Raw genomic sequence first — 19,176 nt, 5'->3', positions numbered from 1 at the left:
ATGAGAATCATCGCCGGTGCGTTCAAAGGATCCAAGCTCGTCGCACCGGGTGGGTCCAATACCCGCCCGACCTCAGACCGGGTCAAGGAATCCCTGTTCTCCATGCTCGACGGCTACGGGGTCCTTCAAGCCGCGAATGTCCTCGACCTCTTCGCCGGCTCCGGCGGACTGGGGTTCGAAGCAATGTCCAGGGGTGCGGCGGAAGTCGATTTCGTCGATTCGGCCATCGCTTCGGCTCGAGCAGTCCAATCGAATGCCCAGAAGCTCGGAATCGCTCACTCGACTCGGATCCATTCCTCGGATGTTGTCTCCTTCCTCAGCTCCCAGCGTGTTCTGGGACTGCACGCGTCGGTGCACAGACGACCCGAAGGACACGCAGGAGGAGCAGACTCCGAAGGACACGCAGGAGGATCAGACTCCGAAGGTCACGCAGGAGGAGCGGAGCACGCAGGGGGAGCACAGCTTGTCAGCGGCCTTGACGAGGTTCAGGACGGTCAGGTGTTGGAGGCCCGCAGCGATCGCGATGAGGGCCGCATCTTCGACCTTGTGTTCATGGATCCGCCCTACCCGCTGGGGGAGGACGCCGTAACCCAGATCCTGCGTCGACTCGTTGGGCTCCTCGACATGGAATCCATCGTTGTGGTCGAGCGGGCATCACGAGCGCCCGAACCGACGATGCCGGCCGCCCTTGAGGTCTTCCGTTCGAAGACCTTCGGTGAGACCGCACTGTACTTCGTCCAGCTCACGGCCGAATCGGAAGAGGCGGCCGATGTCGCCAGCGGAGTAGGTGCAACGGCAGCAGACGAGTCGGCATGAGCTCTCACCGTCCCTGGTACCGTACGCCCTGGGTGTTCGCAGCCTGCGGGGTGGGTCTGCTGCTCCTCTGGTTGGCACTCAGGTGGCTGACGAGTCAGTCGGACACTGATGCAGGTGCAGGCAGGTCCGACGCGGGCACGAATGCAGCGGACCCAGTGAGGCGCTCCGATGTGTTCTGGGCCGGGCCTTCGGACATCCTGTTCTGGGTGGCGATGGTGCTCATCGCCTGTGCCGTCGTCGTGAGGATCTGGTGGCTCGTGCGCCGCTTCCGCAGCTGAGTTACTGCACGCTGGAGAGGAAAGTACGCGTGCGCTCATGCTGCGGATTGTTGAAGATCTGATCAGGCGGACCCTCTTCGAGGACCTGGCCGCCGTCGAACATCATCACCCGGTGTGAGACCTCTCGGGCGAACTGCATCTCGTGGGTGACCAGGAGCATCGTGATGTCTGTCGTCTCTGCGATATCGCGGAGGACTCCGAGGACATCTCCCACGAGCTCGGGGTCGAGTGCGGATGTCACCTCGTCGAGGAGGAGGATCTCCGGACTCATCGCCAGTGCCCGTGCGATAGCCACACGCTGCTGCTGACCGCCCGAAAGGCGAGTGGGATGCTCATCGGCCTTGTCTGCGAGTCCGACCTTGTCCAGCAGCGACTTCGCCTCTGCTACGGCATCGGCCTTGGACCTGCCCAGCACATGGATGGGCGCCTCGATGATGTTCTCGAGCACCGTCATATTGGGGAAGAGGTTGAACTGCTGGAAGACCATTCCGATCCGCGTCGTCATGGCGCGGGTCGTCTTCGACGGCAGTTCGACTCGCTTGCCGTTCTTCTCTGTATGCGTCAGCGGCTCGCCGTCGACGAAGATGTAGCCGCCGGTCAGCTCCTCCAAGGTCATGACCAGACGGAGGATCGTCGTCTTCCCCGAACCGCTGGGCCCGATCAGCGTCACACGCTCCCCGGGCGCGACAGTGAAGTTGAGGTCCTTGAGGACGGTGGTCTTGCCGAAGGACTTCTCCACTTCTTTGAACTCGATCGCCGGTGTGGCCGAGCTCGTCGGGTCTGCCGTCGGAGTTGATGAGGTGCTCTCAGTAGGTGGCAAGGCGCTTGTCCAATCGTTGGATGAGCAGGGACGTCGGGTAGCTGGCGGCGAGGAAGATGATCCCGGCCAAGGTGAAGGCCTCCGTGTAGGCGAACGTGGAACCACCGAACTGCTTCGCCGAGGTGACGAGTTCGACGACCGAGATCGCGAACAGGAACGGGGTGTCCTTGAACATGGCCACGGCGTAGTTGCCCAATGAGGGGATCGTAGCGCGCAGAGCCTGCGGGAGCACGACAGCGGTGAATGTGCGCACCGGCGGCAGAGACAGAGCCGTTGCGGCCTCGTGCTGCCCAGGCGGCACGGAGTCGATGCCCGCACGGTAGCTTTCGGACATGTACGTCGAATAGTGGATGCCGATGACGATGCAGCCGACGGCAAGCGCCGGAATGCTGACCAGGCCCGGGATGTCCGAGAACGCGAAGTAGACGAACATCAGCTGCACGATCAGCGGTGTATTGCGGACGAAGGCGACGAGCAGTCTGACCAGCCAGTTGATCCAACGGGGCAGCGTGCGGATCGCAACGGCGATGAGGAGGCCCAAAATTGCGGCGATGACGGTGCCGACGACGGTGGCGATGAGTGTGTTGACGAACCCTTGGAGGAGGATCGGCAGCGCCTCGACCGCGAATTCCCAGTTCCAGGTCACAGGGCACCTCCGTATCCGACGTTCCCGGAACTCGGGCCGGGAACCGTCGTGGCACCGGCTTCGCGCTTCGATTCCGCACGAGCATCTCGACGGGCTTCACGTCGATCGGACCGGGAGTTCGGGCGTCTGCGTCCCAGCCGTTTGGTGGCTTGGCGTTCGAGAAGGTTCATGAGCTCCTGAATCAGCCAGGCGATGACGAAGTAGATGACGAGGCCGACGGTGAACGCGAAGACGGTGTCGCCTGTTGACTGCCGGAGTTGTTGGATCTTGTCCGTGAGGTCACTGAGCGTGATGAAGAAGACCACTGCCGTGCCCTTGAGGAGTTGGATGAGCAGGGTCGCCAGGGAGGGGATCATCAGGGCCCACGCCTGGGGGAAGATGACGCGGATCATGCGCCGTGCCGGCGAGAGGCTGAGCGCGATGGCCGCCTCCCACTGGCCGGGATTGACCGTTTTGATCGACGATCGGACAACCTCGGCAGAGTAGGCACCGTAGTTGAGTGATAGGGCACCGATACCGCACATCAGGGGATCGAGTTCGACTCCCAGGAGCGGAAAGACGTAGAAGAGCCAGAAGATCTGCACGAGCAGAGATGTGCCGCGGAAGAACTCGACGATGATCCTGGCAGGGATGCGCATCCAGCCGTGAGGAGAGGTCATCGCGAGTCCGAGGATGATCGCAATGATGATGGTGCCGATCGATCCGGCGATGGTGAGGATGAGCGTTGTCTGAATTCCCTCCCACAGCTGTGGGAGGGAATTCAGCAACGTTGTGACATTGTCAGTCATGATCGGGAATGACCAAGGACCGGATCAGGACTTGGCTGTGGGCAATTCGCCCTTGCACAGCTGGTCGGTCGTGATCTCGCCGTCAGGGCGCTCTTCCTTCGTGAAGCCGAAGTCGCCGACGATATCGAGGTACTTCTTCTCGTCGCCGACGATCTCGTCGAGCTTCTCATTCCACTTGTCCCGAAGTTCGGTGTCATCTGTGCGGAAGACCGTGGCGCCGGCACCGATCTGGGGAACTCCATCGATCTCCTGGACGAAGGATTCGCTGACTTCGACCCCGGCGTCCTTGTTGTTCTGCGCCATCCAGTTGAGCGAGATGCCGGTCAGGGCGAAGACATCGGCACGGCCCGTGGTCACAGCGTCCATACCGTCCTGGGGAGTGCCGACTTCCTGTGTCTTGAGGCCAAGGGACTTGGCGTAGTCGGACTCGACTGCTCCGGTCATCGTCGCGAGCTTGACACCCTTCTCCTTGACATCGTCGAGGTTCTTCATTCCATCCTGCTTGCCCTCCTTGGTCATCAGGGCGGTGGTGTACATGAACTCAGGATTGCCGAAGGCAGCCTGTTCGCACCGGTCGGGCAGGATCGACATTCCGGCGGAGATCGCGCCGAAGCGATCGGCGTTGAGACCAGGGATCAGTGAGCCGAATTCGGTGTTGACACCCTCGACGTCGTCGACGCCGAGTTCCTTGAAGACAGCCTTCGCCATTGCCACGGAAGCTCCTTGGAGTTCGCCGTCCTTCTCGAAGCTGTATGGTGCCTCACCAGCGAAGCCGACGGAGATCTTCCCGTCATCGATGGCCTTCTGGAGAGCGCTCTTATCGGAATCGCTTCCACCGCATGCCCCCAGTGTGAGCGTCAGGGCGATGATCGAGGTCGCGGCGGCAAGCCCCTTGATGGCTTTCATAGCTGTCCCTTTCATTGAACGTCGACACATCTTCGTGACATGCGTCTCAAGAACACTATTCAATACTTTCGTTGTCCGGATGTCACACTGTCAGACAACGTTATATGATCGTGATATGCCTTCACCCGCGACTTCGGAGCTCCCTGTCCTGCGCAAGGTCATCAGATCCTCGACGATCGACCTCATCGCCGACCAGATTCGCAACGCCATCTACAGCGGCTCCCTGGCACCGGGGCAATCCATCAACGAGGTGCGCACAGCCGAGCTCCTCGTCGTCTCCCGTCCCTCGTTGCGGGAGGCTCTGCAGCGACTCGTCAGCGAAGGGGTGATGACTCACGCGCCAGGCCGCGGTGTCTGGGTCAAGCGGATGACGTCCGACGACATCGATGACGTCTATGCGGTCCGAGAAGCCATCGAAGCACAGGCGGTGAAGATCGTCATCCGCTCGGGCAAGCCGATTGCCCGCATCCACCAGGCACTGGCCACACTCGAGCTCGCGATCGAGGAGAACACCGCCCGCGCCATCGGCGACGCCGACCTCGACTTCCATCACTCGATCGTCGCCTGCTCCGGGTCGGTCAGGCTCAGTGATCTGATGAAGGTCTCTATGGTCCACACTCGACTGCTCTCACTTTCCGACCCGCGTGGATATGAGGTCAGGTGCGACCTCATCGAGACACACAGAGAACTGAACGAGTCGATCGCAGCCGGGAACGAACCACGAGCCCTGGCGGTCGTGGGAAGGGTCATGGCCGGAGCCGCTGCCCGACTGCACAACCCGCTGACGGAACCCGAGGCTGTCATCGTCAGGGCCGACGATCAGGACAAGCTCGTCGACGACCAGTGGTCACAGCTGAGAGATACGATGAGGGCATGAAGGTTGTCTGCCCCGGTTCCTATGACCCGATCACCATGGGTCATCTCGATGTCATTGCCCGCAGCGCCCGTCTCTTCGACGAGGTGGTCGTTGCCGTCGTGCACAATCCCAAGAAGTCCGGACGTTTCGATCCCGAGGTCCGCACCGATCTCATCCGCCGCTCGCTGGAGGACGATGAGCGGACCCGAGAGGCGAGGAACGTCACCATCGAGACCGTCGCCGGGGGCCTGCTCGTCGACTACTGCGCCTCCATCGGAGCGCCTGCAGTGGTCAAGGGGCTGCGCTCGGGCACGGATTTCGCCTACGAACTGCCGATGGCGCTGATGAATAAGCATCTGAGCGAGCTGGAGACCATCTTCGTCCCCGGCAGCCCCGAGTATGAACACGTCTCGTCCTCGCTCATCAAGGAAGTTCACTCCGGCGGCGGGAACATCGAAGGTCTCGTTCCACGCGCAGTGCTGTCGGCGCTGAACGCCAGCCGCTGACGCATGCCGCTTCCCTCTTCCTCCTCTCGGGCGTGGTTCCTCGGCCTCATCTTCCACACCGTGGTCGCTCATGCCACCTACAACGGCGTGCGCGTCCTCATCTCCTACCGGACCCTTGAACTCGGCGGCAGCGGAGTCGTCCTCGGTCTCATGACCGCCTGCTATTCCCTCGTGCCGCTGCTCACGGCGCTCCTCGTCGGCCGACTCGTCGACCGCGGATACGCCACCGCTGTGCTGTGGACGGGAACGATCCTGTCGATCGTGCCCGTCGGACTCGCAGCGATGGCGCCCAACCTCGGCGTCCTCCTCATCGCCACGATGTGCCTGGGCCTGGGGCAGCTGCTGACCACCGTTGCCTCGCAGGCACTGATACCACAGAGCTTCCCTGCCTCGGCGCTGACCTCGAAGTTCGGCTACCTCACCCTCGGCGTCTCCATCGGGCAGACGATCGGTCTGCCCGTGGCAGGTGCCATCGCCGGCGCGACGGACGGTGCCCCGCAGATCGTCAATGCCCTGTGGTTCATGACGGGGATCTCCGCGCTGACGCTGGTTGCTGCGGTCATCGTCATGCTCCGCGGCCGGACACCCCACGTCTCCCGAGCCGAGGCGGCCAAAGGTGCCCGTACGCCCTGGTCCCTGCTCTCGATACGAGGGATGAAACCCGCGATCCTCGCCTCGATGACCACCCTGGCCGCCGTCGACCTGATGACTGCCTACCTGCCGCTCATCGGCCAGCAGAACGGACTGTCGGTGACGACAGTGACGTGGCTGCTCACCTTGCGCACCCTGGCCTCGGTGGTCTCGCGGCTGATCATCGGCATGCTCACACGCAGGTGGCGCAGCCTCTCGCTGCTGTGGACCGCCTCGGTGGCGGCGGGTGTCTGCATCATTCTCATCCCGGTGTTCACTCAGCCGTGGATGCTGGCGATCCTGCTGATCCTGGCCGGATTCTGCTTCGGACTCACCCAGCCGCTGACGATGACCTGGGTCTCGACCCTGTCGGACCCGGCTAACCGGGCAGCGGTGCTGTCGATCCGACTTGCCGGCAACCGTCTCAGTCAGGTGGCGATCCCCTCGGCGGCCTCCCTGCTCACCGTCGTCGCCGGATCCGGAATCGTGTTCACGATCTCCGGGGCACTGCTCTTGGCTGCCGGTGGGGTGACCTGGCGCAACCAGCACGAGAAATGGTGACCAGGAACACCTGCGCAGCCTCGCAGGCTCGATTGGTAATGACCGCCGATGATGACTAGAATGGTGAGTCGCGTGTGAACGCAGGAGTAAGCATCCTCAATCACGTAAAGGAGGAGTGAGCATGAAGAAGCAGTCTGAGTTCGTCTACGATCTCAGGTCGATGGGATTGCTTGGTCATCCTGGTGAATGGGAACGGGTGAACACCACCCTGTCTGCTCCAGCGGATCTCAAGATCGAAGTGATCGGGGTCGCAGAAGGTTCACCACTGACACTCGAGCTGATGTTCGAAAGCGTGTCGGAGGGAATCTACGTGTCGGGTACAGTCTCGGCCACGGCCCGCGGCGAAGATGTGAGGACTCTCGACGAAATCGAGTTGCCTATAGATGTCGACATCCAAGAGATGTACGTCTATGAGCAGGCCGATGGCGACGAGGATTCCTACCTCATCGACCGCGATCAGCTCGACCTCGAGCCCGCGATCAGAGACGCTGTCGTCATGGCTCTGCCCTTCAGTCCGTCAAAGGACAGGAGTGATGAGTTCAGCTTCACCCTCGGTGAGGACCTTGAGGTCGATGACAGCGAATCGGATTCGCCGTTCGCATCATTGAAGAATTTGTTGGATGAGAAGAAAGAGAGCTAGACGTGGCTGTTCCAAAGCGTAAATTGTCGCGCAGCAACACCCGCCACCGTCGTTCGCAGTGGAAGGCACAGGCTCCCAGCCTGGTCAAGACTGTGGAGAACGGTCGCGTTGTGTACTCGCGCCCTCACCAGGCCAAAGTTGTCGAAGACGCAGCCGGCACCCCGCTGTTCCTTGAATACAAGGGACGCAAGGTCGCTGACGTCTGACCTGTGGACACTGACACCACAGCAGAACTGCAGAAGAGTCTCGGGATCGATATTGATCCCGAGACTTTTCGTCTGGCCCTGACTCACCGCTCCTTCGCCTTCGAGGCCGGCGGCATACCCACGAACGAGCGACTCGAATTCCTCGGCGACTCCGTCCTGGGCCTCGTGGCGACCGAATCGCTGTACTACGACAACCCGGATCTGGCCGAAGGTTCACTGGCCAAGATGCGCTCCGCCGTCGTCAACACCAAAGCCTTGGCGTCGATCGCGCGCAGACACAAGATCGGCCCCCACATTCTTCTGGGCAAGGGCGAAGAGCTGACAGGCGGTCGCGACAAGGACTCGATCCTTGCCGACACCGTCGAGGCCCTCATCGGCGCGACCTTCGTTGCCCGCGGACGTGAAGAGGCCTTCGCCTTCGTCCACCGCCTCATTGATTCGATGCTCTCCGATGCGGTGAATCTGGGTGCCGGAATGGACTACAAGACGACTCTGCAGGAAGCAGCGGCCGATCTTGATCTGGGCGCCGTGAGCTACGAGATCGTCTCCTCGGGACCCGATCACGCCATGGTCTTCACCGCCACCGCCCTGCTGGGTGACAACGGCTGGGGCACCGGCGACGGCTCTTCGAAGAAGAACGCCGAGGCGGCAGCCGCGGAAGTCGCCGTCAAAGCCATCCGCACCATCTATCCGGACTACACGCGCTGAGGCATTCCTGATGCCCGAGCTTCCCGAGGTAGAGAGCGTGCGCCTCGGCGTCCACGAATGGACCGCCGGAACCACCATCACCGGCGCCGAGGTGATCGACCCCCGAATTCTCGGCACCACGTCCCAGCGTCGCATCAATGCTTCCGCAGCCGACGAGTTCGTCGCAGCGGTGACCGGGCGGCGAATCATCGGCGCCGAACGTCGTGGCAAGTTCATGTGGCTGACCCTGGGGGAGGACCTTGGAGCCGGCCCGGCTGCCGAGCCAGCTGCCCCTGAACTCAGCCTGCTCGTTCACCTCGGCATGAGCGGACAGCTGCGCGTGCACGACGGCGCTGACGAGGTCCACAAGCATACCCGGGCGATCCTCCGCCTCGAGCGGGGGAGTGAGAGCTTTCAGCTGCGTTTCATCGACCAACGGATCTTCGGCCATCTCGGCGTACAGCCCCTGGTGCACGCCTACGGTCGGCTCGTGCCCGCCTCGGCGAATCACATTGCCGCCGATCCGCTGGAACCGGCCTTCGAACCCGGCCTCGCTCTCGAGCAGCTTTCTCATAAGCGCACGGTGGTCAAATCAGCGCTGCTCGACCAGTCCCTGGTCAGCGGCATCGGCAACATCTATGCCGATGAAGCGCTCTTCAGGGCCTGTATCCACCCGCTGGCGATCCCCGCTCGCACTCGCAAGTCCCGCCTGGCCGCCGTCCTCGACTCTGCGGCGACGGTGATGAGTGATGCGCTGGCCGTGGGTGGGACCAGCTTCGACGCACTCTACGTCAACGTCAACGGGGAGTCCGGCTATTTCGACCGTGCCCTGCTCGTCTACGGGCGCGGCGGCCAGGAGTGCGTGCGCTGCGGCACCGAGATCGAGAAGATGACGATCGGCGGACGAGGCAGCCACTTCTGCCCGAACTGCCAGAAGCCGCCGCGGTACCGCTGAGGCCGCCGCCACGCACGGCAGATCTGTCCCTCGAGTGCTGCGTCACCGACCGGTGCCTTCTCGAGGTGAAACACGTGCTTGCCTCGGTGGAGTTCGCGACGTTCCACGACGGCTCGTCACCCGAGTGCCCCAGCAGATTCAGTCGGCGCTATCCGCCTTTCGGCAATCGCGGTGCCCAATCGCCGTGGCCCTCTGTGTCTCCCAAACCGGAAGCGACCTGGACGAGTCCGGCGATCGCGGCTGAGCGGCTGCCAGCCGGCCACGCCAGAAGCGTTGTGATGCGTGGTGCGTCTGTGACTGCCACGGCCGCATGCTCGGGCCATTGCCATGCACGACTGGATGCGGGGATGATGAGCAGAGCCTTCCCCAGGGCGACGAGCTGGGCGATCTGAGACTGTGTGTGCACCTCCGGCCCGGGCCCATCGGGATAGGTGCCGTCCAGGCGGGGCCATCTGGCCAACGGCACCGAGTGTTCCTTCTGCAATTCGGCGAAGGTGACCTCGTTGCGGCGTGCGAGAGGATGGATGGCGGGGAGGATCACGACCTGGTCTTCTGTGCAGAGGTCCACGGTGTCGAACCCGATGAGGTCATCGACAGGTCTGTGCATGATAGCCACGTCTGCGGCCCCTGAACGAAGCATCTCGGCCTGCTCGCCGACCTCGCACAGCTGCACCTCCATACACTCGGGGCCGTGTTCGTTCGTGACTGCTTCGAGCAGCCGCTGCAGCAATTCATGCGATGCACCAGCTTGAGTGGCGAGTATGAGTGACTGACGTGACGTTCCAGCACGCCTTGTCAGTTCTGCCGCGGCAGAGATCGCGTCGAGTGCCTTCCGAGCCTCTCCGAGCAGCACCGATCCTGCGTCGGTGAGTTTGACCCCGCGGCGGTTCCTCTCCAAGAGTTGGACGCCGAGGCGGCGCTCTAAGCGAGCGATGGCCCGCGACAACGGTGGTTGCGCCATGCCCAGACGTTCGGCAGCGCGTCGGAAGTGCAGTTCCTCTGCGATGGTGACGAAGTAGCGCAACTCGCGCGTCTCGAGGTCAAGCATGGATCAACCCTACTCGTCATATCTGTCAGGTATCACAGACCACCGAATCGATCTTGGACGACTCCGATCGCTGGAGGCGACGATAGGTTTCATGAAGAGTGATGCGATGAAGAAGACAGCGTTGGTGACGGGTGCGAACAAAGGCATCGGATTTGCGGTGGCAGAGGGTCTCGGCAAGCTCGGGTTCGCCGTCGCGGTAGGCGCACGGGACGATACTCGCCGTGCAGATGCTGTCAACCGTCTGCGCGCGTCGGGCGTGGACGCATTCGGCGTCGCTCTCGACGTCACCTCAGATCACAGCGCGGCGCAGGCGGCCGAAGCCATCGAGAAGACGGTTGGCCGCCTCGATGTCCTTGTCAACAACGCCGGCATCGGCGGAAGCTATCTCAATGGTGAGCAGGACCCGACCACCCTCGATCTGGACGTCCTGCGATCTGTCCTGGACACCAACGTATTCGGCGTGGTGCGGGTGACCAACGCCATGCTCCCGCTCCTGCGCCTGTCACCGTCGCCACGGATCGTCAACGCCTCGCGCAATATGGGGTCGTTGGCATTGCAGACCGGCCCCCAGCTCGCCGCCTATGCGCCGTCGAAGAGCATGCTCAACAGCATCACCGCCCAATACAGCCGCAGACTCGCCGACACCGATGTCATCGTCAACGCCTACTGCCCTGGCTACGTCGCGACCGACTTCACAGGCCATGCCTCGGATCGCACTGCAGAGCAGGGGGCCGCTGTCGCGATCAGGCTCGCGACTCTCCCTGACGACGGACCTCGTGGCGGCTTCTTCGATGACGACGGGGTCGTGCCGTGGTGATCCGTCCCAGCAGCTGCTGATCCAGGCGAAAGGCGGCCGGTGAGACTCTCATCGAGTCTCACCGGCCGCCCCTGGCGATCACCGATTACGCGCGGTCAGCGCCGCGACAAGGAGTTACCTGACCGTGTCACCGTGCTCGTGATCGGCATCGTTGAGATCAGACGACTCTGACGAACCTGACTCGGCGTCTTCATTGTCTGCTGCGATGACGTCTGCAGGCAGTTCGGACGTCTCGAGTCCGAAGACCTCGCCGTCGTACTCGTCGACCGCCGTCGCGACCGACTGCTCGAGGACATGGCTGGCCAGCTGCCCCTGGATGATGAGCGGATCCTTCGACAGGTCCTTCCACAACGCCACACAGAGCACCAGCATGACGATGACGAAGGGCAGCGCAGAGACGATCGTGACGTTCTTCAGCCCTTCGAGCGCCTCGGCGGGATCGGAACCTCCTGCCAGGAGCATCACCGCAGCCACAGCTCCGGTGGCCGTACCCCAGAAGATGACGAGGCCCTTGCCGGGCTCCTGCACGCCGTTGGCACTCAGTGTGCCCATGACAATGGACGCGGAGTCGGCACCAGTGACGAAGAAGATCGCGATGAGGATGACGGTGACGATCATCAGGACGATGGCGATGACGTTGGGCAGAGGCAGCGCACCGAGGAGATCGAACAGGATCGTGTCCATGTTGATGTCCGGTTCTCCGTCGACGATGTTCGCGAGGGCCTTGACCGTGCCTTCGCCGCGCTCTGCACGTTCCTGGATGCCGATGGCACCGCCGCCGAAGATGGCGAACCAGATGGTCGAAACGACCGAAGGGACGATGAGAACGCCGAGCACGAACTGACGCACGGTACGGCCGCGGGAGATGCGGGCGATGAAGAGGCCGACGAAGGGTGACCATGAGACCCACCAGGCCCAGTAGAAGACGGTCCACGAGGACAGCCAGGTGTTGACGTCCGGACCATTGGCTGCGGTTCGCGACGCCATCTGCGGCAGGTCCTGGATGAATGAACCGAGTGAGGACGGAATGACGTTGAGGATGAACAGGGTCGGCCCGCCGATGAACACGATGAGTGCGACGATGATCGCCAGGACCATGTTGATGTTCGACAGCCACTGGATGCCCTTCTCGACACCGGACACGGCCGAAGCGACGAAGGCAGCGGTGAGGATCGCGATGATGATGACGAGCACTGGCGAAGTGACATCGGACATGATGCCGGCCGATTCGATGCCGCCGCCGATCTGGATTGCGCCGAGACCCAGCGAGCAGGCCGAGCCGAAGAGGGTTGCGAGGATCGCGAGGATGTTGATGACCTTGCCGCCGAACCCGTTGACCGCACGTTCGCCGAAGATGGAGGTGAACATCGAAGAGAAGAGCTGGGACCGTCCGAGGCGGAACGAACCATATGCCACGCCAAGACCGACGATGGCGTACATCGCCCAGGGGTAGAGGGTCCAGTGGAAGAGCGTGGTGCCCATCGAGGTGCCCATCGCCTCGGGACTCGAGCCGTCGACGGTCGCAGGTGGGGGAGACATGTAGAAGAACAGGGGCTCGCCGACGGCGGAGAAGACCAGGCCGATTCCCATGCCGGTGGCAAACATCATGGAGATCCACGAGGCGGTCTTGAACTCGGGCTTCTCATCGTCCTTGCCGAGCGGAATCCGCCCGAACTTGGACATGGCGACGATGATGACGAAGATCGTGAAGATCGTCGCGGCGATGACGAACAACCACCCGAAGTTGTCCATGACTCCGGTCAGCAGGGTGCCGGCGACCGATCCAAGACTGTCTGGGGAGATGAAGCCCCACACGACGAACGCGACGGCGAGGATGCCGGCGACGAAGAAGACGACCTTGTCGAGGCCTTCGCGCTTGAACGGCCTCAGCTTGGTCGTCGGATTCTTCAGGTGCTTGATCAGCTCCTGAGTCTTCGTAGTTTCAGTGCTCATAGGGATGCTTGCCGGTCAGTGGCGCCGCAGGTGTCCTGCAGGCGATCGTGATCGGCGCTCCTTCCTGTTCCTGGACGGCATTGATTGTCATCGGGCGACGTGGGGCGCTCACTCCAAATTAGCCCGATTTGTCAGTTTCCTGTCGGTTCACACCAATGATCTTCTCAGATGAGATGCGAGGCGGGTCAAGACTTCGCCGCTGCGAAGAATCTCCCCGGGCATGGTCAAGGCCCCGTCGCGAACGACGAGGCCTTGATCAGCTCCCCCGGCTGGGCTCGAACCAGCGACCCTTCGATTAACAGTCGAATGCTCTGCCAACTGAGCTACGGAGGAAAGGCACCGAATTCGGCGCACGAGGAGACACTCTATCAAAAGATTCGAGAATTGTCGGAACTCCTTCGGGATATGCTGGGAGGACAATGCATCTCAAAAGCCTGACCCTGCGAGGATTCAAGTCCTTTGCCTCGGCCACGACTCTCAGATTCGAGCCGGGCATCACCTGCGTTGTCGGCCCCAACGGATCCGGCAAGTCCAACGTCGTCGACGCTCTGTCCTGGGTGATGGGCGAACAGGGGGCGAAGAATCTGCGCGGCGGCAAGATGGACGACGTGATCTTCGCCGGAACCTCGAAGCGTCAGGCATTGGGCCGCGCCGAGGTGGCCCTGACCATCGACAACACCGACGGAGCCATTCCCGTCGACTACACCGAAGTCACGATCTCCCGCACACTCTTCCGCACTGGGGGAAGCGAATACGCCGTCAACGGGACACCGGCACGACTCCTTGACATCCAGGAGCTGCTCAACGACTCGGGACTGGGCAAAGAGATGCATGTCATCGTGGGGCAAGGGCGTCTCGACGCGATTCTGCACGCTGACCCGATCGAACGTCGCAGCTTCATCGAAGAGGCCGCCGGCGTCCTCAAGCACCGCAGACGCAAGGACAAGGCCGTGCGCAAGCTCACCGGCCTGCAGACGAACCTTGATCGCCTCTCCGATCTGCGGACCGAACTCAACCGGCAGCTGGGGCCGCTGGGACGCCAGGCCGAGGCCGCGCAGAAGGCCGCCACCGTCCAAGCCACCCTGCGCGATTCCGCTGCACGGCTGCTGGCCGATGACACCGTGCGGCTGCAGGCTTCCTTGGCCTCCACCTCGAGCGCTGACGGCGAAGACGGCAGCGACCGCATCGGCGATCTCGAGCATCGCCGATCCCGCACTGAGCAGCGTCTGCAGGAGATCGAGGCACGTCTGGGCACTCTTGACGCCGAGCTCGAGGACCTGCGCACCGCCGAATCACGGACACAGACCCAGATCGTGCGTGCCAGAGGAATTGCCCAGCGTGCCGAGGACAAACGCTCGCACCTGCTTTCCGAGGTCGCGAGCCTGGGCCGTCGGGAGACGAAGTCGCCGGAAGAGCTGAGGTCCCAAGCCGAGCACCACAAGGAGGAGCTTCGCACCGCGGAGGAGGCGGTCGAGGAATCAGCGGCGGCATTGGATCGCAGTCAGATGCGCAAAGAAGAGCTCGCACTGGCCCTGAAGAAGGCCGAAGACGAGGTCAAGGCCACACAGCTGGCCATCACCGAGGCGATCAAGAACAGGTCGGCACTGCAGTCGAAGAGCTCCCAGGCGCGTGAACGCATCAGCGACCTCACGGCTCGGATCGAATCCAATCGGGCCGAGATCGACACCGCGTCGAGACGCATCACCGAACGCCGTGAGGAACTGAGCACCGCTGAGGCGGCCGTCGAAGGGGTCGAAGCAGGCGAGAGCGAACTCGACACGGAGTACGAATCCGCCAAGGAGGCCCAGACCACGCTGGAGACCGACCTCGAGGGACTCCGGGCGCAGAAGGCGAAGACCGCATCGGAACTGGCTTCGGCAGAGGCCCGAGCAGAGGCGCTGTCACTCGGCACAGCCTTGGAGGCCGACCTCGAGGACATCGTGAACGCGGATCTGCCGGGAGTCGGCTCGGCCGTAACCGAACGCCTGTCCGTGACCAACGGGTTCGAGATGGCGGTGGCGGCAGCCCTGTCGAACACGGTCTCCGGTGTGCTCGTCGACTCCGGTCAGGTGGCACTGACAGTGCTCGACCACCTCGGCGAGGACACCAATGTCCACCTCACGATCCCGGCAGGGGCGACGGCCAGGGCGGGTGCTGCAGCAGGCGCCGGTGCAAGGGCCGGCAAGGGCGCGAACCAGGCGAGCAGCACGAGTTCTGCGTCCACGCTGCCCGAACTCAGCGGGACCGGCGACGGCGCACCGTCGGTCCGGTGGCTCAGCGATGTGGTCAGCAGCGACGTGCCCGAACTGACCGAACTGCTCAACTCCGCGCTGGAGACGGTCGTGTGCGTTGACGATGCCGCCAGCGCGCTGTCCATCATCGATTCGCGCCCCGAACTCACGGTGGTCACCCGCGGCGGTGAGATCCTCACCGCAACCCGGGTCAGCCGGGCTCGCACCGCTTCGGGCACCCGCCTGGCCTCACAGACCGCGCTCGAGGAGACGCGCTCGTCCATCACCGAACTGCAGCAGACTCGGACCCGAATCGATGCGGACATCGCGCGCGTCGAGGCCAAGCTGGCCGAGGCGAAGACAGCAGCTTCCGCAGCTCTTGAGAAACTGCACTCCTCGGACGCGGCGATCATGGCTGCCGGGGAGGAGGTCTCCCGGATCGCGGGTGACATCACTACGGCCCAGACTCGCCTGCAGCGGGCCAAGGACAACGAAGCGGAGCTCGCGACACGCCTGGAGACTGCCGAACGCGAGGCCCGCACCGCCGAATCCGCGCTCGCCGGGGCAGATGACGTCGAAGAGGTCGTCGACACCACTGAACGGGATGAACTGAGCCAGAAGGTGTCCCAATCCTCCGAAGACGTCATCGAGACCCGAATCAGCCACAAGGCGGCCACGGACCGGGCACGATTCCTCTCCGACAGGGTCGACTCCCTGCTTCGCCAGGCCACGGCAGAGGAGACCGCACGCGAGCAGACCCAGCGGACCATCGCACGTAAGAACAGATCGGCCGCCTCGGCGCTGCTCATCGTCGAGATTGCACAGAACACGACGTCAGCCGCAGAGACGACGGTGTCCGAACTCGGCTCCCAGATCCAGGTCCTCGTCGAAGAGCGCGGGCAGCTGCGAGAGGAGAAGGGCCGCCTCGGTGAGGAACTGGGCACCACGCGAACAGAACTGCAGCGACTCAAGGACGCTGCGGCCGAAGCTGAACTCGCCAAGGAACGATTCCGACTCAAACTCGAAGAGATCGAGAACCGGGCGGGAGAGGAGACCGGACTCGGCCTCGAACGGCTGGTCGAGCTCTATGGTCCTCATATTCCGGTCCCTGCCTTCGACGAAGGCGAGGAGGAGCGTCCCTACGTGCGGTCCGAGGTCGAGAAGCGACACAAGCAGGCGACCGCAGCCCTCAAGCGCATCGGAACGGTCAACCCCCTGGCGCTCGAGGAGTACGAGGCGCTCAAGGAGAGGCACCAGTTCCTCGAAAAGCAGATCACCGACATCGAGTCCTCGAGGAAGGACCTGATGAAGCTCGTCGACGAGGTCGATCGGCACGTCGAACGAGTATTCGCCGAGGCCTATGCGGACACCGCGCGGGAGTTCGAAGACATCTTCTCCCGCCTGTTCCCCGGCGGTGAGGGATCCCTGAGCCTGACCGACCCCAACGACATGCTGACCACCGGCGTCGACGTCCACGCCCGGCCCGCGGGCAAGAAGGTCAAGCGACTGTCCCTGCTCTCCGGCGGTGAGCGGTCACTGGTCGCCGTGGCCATGCTGGTGGCGATCTTCAAGGCCCGGCCCAGCCCGTTCTACGTCATGGACGAGGTCGAGGCTGCACTCGACGATCTCAACCTGTCCCGCCTGCTGACCGTGTTCGAAGAGCTGCAGGATTCGTCTCAGCTCATCGTCATCACCCACCAGAAGCGAACGATGGAGATCGCCGATGCGCTCTACGGGGTGACGATGCACGGAGATGGCGTGTCGAAGGTCATCTCGCAGCGGATCCCATGAGCGGCAGCCGTTCGCGGGAGGCCGATTCGGCAGAGATGTCCAGGGGAGTCCCAGGGAATTCTCCAACAGGCTCACGGCCCTCGAACACGAATGTCGTGGATTTGGACGATAGACTTGAGCGCAGGGAAGCATTGTCGAAAAGCTTGAGGAGCGGGACGTCCATGGCCGAGTCGGCTGAATCACGAGGTGACTCGCGAGCATGAATGCAGTACTCGTCGTCATTGTCGGACTCGCCGTATCATTCGCGCTGGCACTCATCGTCGTGCTCCTCGTCGCACTGCCGGGACTGAGAGCTGAAGGTCGCCTGAAGTACTCATCCGATGTGCAGCGGTTCCGACTTCCGGGACAATGGACCGGGTACGACGACGAGGTCCACGAATTCTTCGGTCATGACGACGGCACCTCTCACCTGGCGACTCGGGAACAGGCTGCGGTCACCGCGATCCGCGACCATTCCTATGTCCTGCGGCCCCAACCGCGCCGGCACGCCGCACCCTCACTGCTGACGGTGAGGCCGCGCACCCGTCATTGGAAGATCCCAGAATCCGGCACAGGGTGGAGAACCACGGCCGGACTGCTCTTCGGCAGCCGAGGTTCCTGACCGAACCACACGACATCATCACACGCGCCCCGAGACAGCGGGGCGCTGGGGTGCGGGCCACCGGAACGCACAACGGCTTCGCGCCGATGTGCGCACCATGACCGGCACAGCACCCTTGACCGGCGGCCACCGCGCGAGAACGTGGGGCCAGGGAAGGTAATCAAAGGAGGACGTACGTCAATGGATCAGCCGATCATATTGCTCATCGTCGCAGCCATCGTCTTCATTCTGGTCGTCGGGCTGGGCTTCACCCTGCGCGTCAACGCCAAGAAGAAGGGTCTGCGCGATGAGCGCAGCATCGACGCCGATGTCACCGGCGAACTCAAGATCGACGACATCTCCGAAGCGGTCGCCAAGGAGAAGGCTGCCACACGCGGATCCGAGGTTCCCACCGAACCTGGCAACCGGCTCGTTCGCCTGCGCGAACGCCTCGCGAAGTCCAACTCCGGACTGGGCCGCGGTCTGCTCAGCCTGCTCTCGCGCGACAACCTCGACGAATCGACCTGGGAAGAGATCGAAGACACTCTCATCCTTGCCGATGTCGGAGTCGATCCGACCACCGAACTCGTCGACAGACTGCGCGAACGCGTCAAGGTCCTCGGCACCCGTGAGCCGGAAGAGGTCAGGGGACTGCTGCGGGAAGAACTCATCAAACTCGTCGATCCCTCCATGGATCGTGAACTTGCCACCGCGGGTACCGACGGCGACCCAGCCGTGATGCTCGTCGTCGGAGTCAACGGTGCCGGCAAGACGACGACCGTGGGCAAGATCGCCCGTGTGCTCGTCGCTGAAGAGCAGAGCGTGCTGCTGGGTGCTGCCGATACGTTCCGTGCCGCGGCCGCCGAGCAGCTGTCCACCTGGGGCGGTCGCGTCGGCGTGCAGACCGTCCGCGGCGAGGAGGGCGCCGACCCCGCCTCCGTAGCCTACTCCGCCGTCGAACGCGGCAAGGAAGACGGCACCGACGTCGTGCTCATCGATACGGCCGGACGCCTGCAGAACAAGATCGGCCTGATGGACGAACTCGGCAAGGTCAAGCGTGTGGCCACACGCCCTCTGGGCGAGGGACACGAGATCGACGAGGTGCTCCTCGTCCTCGACGCCACGACGGGGCAGAACGGAATGCAGCAGGCCAAGGTCTTCGCCGAGGCAGTCAACATCACCGGCATCGTGCTGACCAAACTCGACGGCACCGCCAAAGGCGGAATCGTCGTGGCCGTCCAGCGTGAGCTCGGGGTTCCGGTCAAGCTCATCGGCCTCGGTGAGGGTGCCGACGATCTGGCGCCGTTCACTGCCGAAGGGTTCGTCGACGCACTGCTCGACTGAGCGTATTCTCCAGCGTGAGAGCACCTGTGTCACATGCTGGAAACATGGTCGACTCACTGGTGTGACATCCGTCATGGACACTGTCACTGTTCGGTTCTAAACGGAGCCGACAGAGAC

At 63.1% G+C, this 19,176-nt stretch carries 19 protein-coding genes and 1 tRNA gene; 13 read left to right on the top strand and 7 right to left on the bottom strand.

The window, feature by feature from the left end; all coding sequences use genetic code 11:
• Both JTF07_RS00980 and JTF07_RS00975 read left to right on the top strand, forming a co-directional pair.
• On the top strand, positions 1–816 hold the full coding sequence (locus JTF07_RS00980; protein ID WP_204232485.1) for an RsmD family RNA methyltransferase: 816 nt from the start codon (positions 1–3) through the stop codon (positions 814–816).
• The gene (locus JTF07_RS00975; protein ID WP_204232484.1) at positions 813–1,094 is read left to right on the top strand and encodes a hypothetical protein; all 282 of its coding nucleotides are present in this window, start codon (positions 813–815) and stop codon (positions 1,092–1,094) included. Before JTF07_RS00980 ends, JTF07_RS00975 begins: the two co-directional genes overlap by 4 nt.
• A 1-nt stretch (position 1,095) precedes the next feature.
• On the opposite strand, the gene ehuA is transcribed toward JTF07_RS00975, so the two are convergent.
• From ehuA to JTF07_RS00955, 4 genes are read right to left on the bottom strand one after another with little or no spacing between them, the layout of a single operon-like run.
• A complete protein-coding gene (ehuA, locus tag JTF07_RS00970) occupies positions 1,096–1,914 on the bottom strand; it encodes an ectoine/hydroxyectoine ABC transporter ATP-binding protein EhuA (protein ID WP_213018573.1) in 819 nt (272 codons plus the stop codon).
• Entirely contained in the window at positions 1,901–2,560 is a 660-nt protein-coding gene (gene ehuD / locus JTF07_RS00965) for an ectoine/hydroxyectoine ABC transporter permease subunit EhuD (protein WP_143922476.1), read from the bottom strand. Before ehuD ends, ehuA begins: the two co-directional genes overlap by 14 nt.
• Positions 2,557–3,348, bottom strand: a complete 792-nt coding sequence (gene ehuC / locus JTF07_RS00960) for an ectoine/hydroxyectoine ABC transporter permease subunit EhuC (RefSeq protein ID WP_204232483.1) — start codon at positions 3,346–3,348, stop codon at positions 2,557–2,559. The genes ehuD and ehuC overlap by 4 nt, the downstream gene beginning before the upstream one ends.
• A 24-nt stretch (positions 3,349–3,372) precedes the next feature.
• Positions 3,373–4,254, bottom strand: coding sequence for a transporter substrate-binding domain-containing protein (locus tag JTF07_RS00955; protein WP_204232482.1), 882 nt, complete (start codon positions 4,252–4,254; stop codon positions 3,373–3,375).
• Positions 4,255–4,369: 115 nt separating this feature from the next.
• On the opposite strand from JTF07_RS00955, the gene JTF07_RS00950 reads away from it, so the two are divergent.
• The 7 genes from JTF07_RS00950 (at position 4,370) to mutM (ending at position 9,295) form a co-directional block, all read left to right on the top strand.
• Entirely contained in the window at positions 4,370–5,131 is a 762-nt protein-coding gene (locus JTF07_RS00950; RefSeq protein ID WP_204232481.1) for a GntR family transcriptional regulator, read from the top strand.
• Positions 5,128–5,616, top strand: a complete 489-nt coding sequence (gene coaD, locus JTF07_RS00945; RefSeq protein WP_204232480.1) for a pantetheine-phosphate adenylyltransferase — start codon at positions 5,128–5,130, stop codon at positions 5,614–5,616. Before JTF07_RS00950 ends, coaD begins: the two co-directional genes overlap by 4 nt.
• Positions 5,617–5,619: 3 nt before the next feature.
• On the top strand, positions 5,620–6,807 hold the full coding sequence (locus tag JTF07_RS00940) for an MFS transporter (protein ID WP_204232479.1): 1,188 nt from the start codon (positions 5,620–5,622) through the stop codon (positions 6,805–6,807).
• Between the two features lie 121 nt (positions 6,808–6,928).
• Positions 6,929–7,447, top strand: coding sequence for a YceD family protein (locus tag JTF07_RS00935; RefSeq protein WP_204232478.1), 519 nt, complete (start codon positions 6,929–6,931; stop codon positions 7,445–7,447).
• A 2-nt stretch (positions 7,448–7,449) separates the two neighbouring features.
• Positions 7,450–7,653 carry a 50S ribosomal protein L32 gene (gene rpmF, locus JTF07_RS00930; protein WP_009885115.1) on the top strand — a complete coding sequence of 68 codons (204 nt, stop codon included), beginning with the start codon at positions 7,450–7,452 and terminating at the stop codon, positions 7,651–7,653.
• 3 nt (positions 7,654–7,656) lie between these two features.
• Positions 7,657–8,361, top strand: coding sequence for a ribonuclease III (rnc, locus tag JTF07_RS00925; protein WP_143922483.1), 705 nt, complete (start codon positions 7,657–7,659; stop codon positions 8,359–8,361).
• A gap of 10 nt (positions 8,362–8,371) precedes the next feature.
• Complete coding sequence (gene mutM / locus JTF07_RS00920; RefSeq protein ID WP_204232477.1) at positions 8,372–9,295, top strand: bifunctional DNA-formamidopyrimidine glycosylase/DNA-(apurinic or apyrimidinic site) lyase; 924 nt, start codon at positions 8,372–8,374, stop codon at positions 9,293–9,295.
• Between the two features lie 148 nt (positions 9,296–9,443).
• On the opposite strand, the gene JTF07_RS20555 is transcribed toward mutM, so the two are convergent.
• Positions 9,444–10,343, bottom strand: a complete 900-nt coding sequence (locus JTF07_RS20555; protein ID WP_204232476.1) for a LysR family transcriptional regulator — start codon at positions 10,341–10,343, stop codon at positions 9,444–9,446.
• 106 nt (positions 10,344–10,449) lie between these two features.
• On the opposite strand from JTF07_RS20555, the gene JTF07_RS00910 reads away from it, so the two are divergent.
• Complete coding sequence (locus JTF07_RS00910) at positions 10,450–11,160, top strand: SDR family oxidoreductase (protein WP_204232475.1); 711 nt, start codon at positions 10,450–10,452, stop codon at positions 11,158–11,160.
• Positions 11,161–11,274: 114 nt separating this feature from the next.
• Here the strand turns inward: JTF07_RS00910 and JTF07_RS00905 are convergent, their stop codons facing one another.
• Positions 11,275–13,113 carry a BCCT family transporter gene (locus JTF07_RS00905; RefSeq protein ID WP_252199212.1) on the bottom strand — a complete coding sequence of 613 codons (1,839 nt, stop codon included), beginning with the start codon at positions 13,111–13,113 and terminating at the stop codon, positions 11,275–11,277.
• A 260-nt stretch (positions 13,114–13,373) separates the two neighbouring features.
• Positions 13,374–13,446: transfer RNA gene (locus JTF07_RS00900), tRNA-Asn, on the bottom strand.
• A gap of 86 nt (positions 13,447–13,532) precedes the next feature.
• Between JTF07_RS00900 and smc the strand changes: the two genes are divergently transcribed.
• From smc to ftsY, 3 genes are all read left to right on the top strand, one after another.
• The gene (gene smc, locus JTF07_RS00895; RefSeq protein WP_204232474.1) at positions 13,533–17,135 is read left to right on the top strand and encodes a chromosome segregation protein SMC; all 3,603 of its coding nucleotides are present in this window, start codon (positions 13,533–13,535) and stop codon (positions 17,133–17,135) included.
• 199 nt (positions 17,136–17,334) lie between these two features.
• Positions 17,335–17,736 (top strand): hypothetical protein, encoded by a 402-nt coding sequence (locus JTF07_RS00890; protein ID WP_009885107.1) that lies wholly within the window; start codon positions 17,335–17,337, stop codon positions 17,734–17,736.
• Between the two features lie 180 nt (positions 17,737–17,916).
• Positions 17,917–19,059: a signal recognition particle-docking protein FtsY gene (ftsY, locus tag JTF07_RS00885; protein ID WP_204232473.1), complete on the top strand. Its 1,143-nt coding sequence runs from the start codon at positions 17,917–17,919 to the stop codon at positions 19,057–19,059.
• The last annotated feature ends 117 nt before the right edge of the window (positions 19,060–19,176 follow it).

This window comes from Brevibacterium sp. RIT 803, from assembly GCF_016892625.1.
Taxonomy (GTDB): Bacteria; Actinomycetota; Actinomycetes; order Actinomycetales; family Brevibacteriaceae; genus Brevibacterium.
This window is presented reverse-complemented; position numbering and strand designations above follow the sequence as displayed.

Coding starts and splice junctions, on each gene's coding strand:
- JTF07_RS00980 (WP_204232485.1), top strand. CDS start 1: ATGAGAATCATCGCCGGTGCGTTCAAAGGATCCAAGCTCGTCGCACCG.
- JTF07_RS00975 (WP_204232484.1), top strand. CDS start 813: ATGAGCTCTCACCGTCCCTGGTACCGTACGCCCTGGGTGTTCGCAGCC.
- ehuC (WP_204232483.1), bottom strand. CDS start 3,348: ATGACTGACAATGTCACAACGTTGCTGAATTCCCTCCCACAGCTGTGG.
- JTF07_RS00955 (WP_204232482.1), bottom strand. CDS start 4,254: ATGAAAGCCATCAAGGGGCTTGCCGCCGCGACCTCGATCATCGCCCTG.
- JTF07_RS00950 (WP_204232481.1), top strand. CDS start 4,370: ATGCCTTCACCCGCGACTTCGGAGCTCCCTGTCCTGCGCAAGGTCATC.
- coaD (WP_204232480.1), top strand. CDS start 5,128: ATGAAGGTTGTCTGCCCCGGTTCCTATGACCCGATCACCATGGGTCAT.
- JTF07_RS00940 (WP_204232479.1), top strand. CDS start 5,620: ATGCCGCTTCCCTCTTCCTCCTCTCGGGCGTGGTTCCTCGGCCTCATC.
- JTF07_RS00935 (WP_204232478.1), top strand. CDS start 6,929: ATGAAGAAGCAGTCTGAGTTCGTCTACGATCTCAGGTCGATGGGATTG.
- mutM (WP_204232477.1), top strand. CDS start 8,372: ATGCCCGAGCTTCCCGAGGTAGAGAGCGTGCGCCTCGGCGTCCACGAA.
- JTF07_RS20555 (WP_204232476.1), bottom strand. CDS start 10,343: ATGCTTGACCTCGAGACGCGCGAGTTGCGCTACTTCGTCACCATCGCA.
- JTF07_RS00910 (WP_204232475.1), top strand. CDS start 10,450: ATGAAGAAGACAGCGTTGGTGACGGGTGCGAACAAAGGCATCGGATTT.
- JTF07_RS00905 (WP_252199212.1), bottom strand. CDS start 13,113: ATGAGCACTGAAACTACGAAGACTCAGGAGCTGATCAAGCACCTGAAG.
- smc (WP_204232474.1), top strand. CDS start 13,533: ATGCATCTCAAAAGCCTGACCCTGCGAGGATTCAAGTCCTTTGCCTCG.
- JTF07_RS00890 (WP_009885107.1), top strand. CDS start 17,335: ATGAATGCAGTACTCGTCGTCATTGTCGGACTCGCCGTATCATTCGCG.
- ftsY (WP_204232473.1), top strand. CDS start 17,917: ATGGATCAGCCGATCATATTGCTCATCGTCGCAGCCATCGTCTTCATT.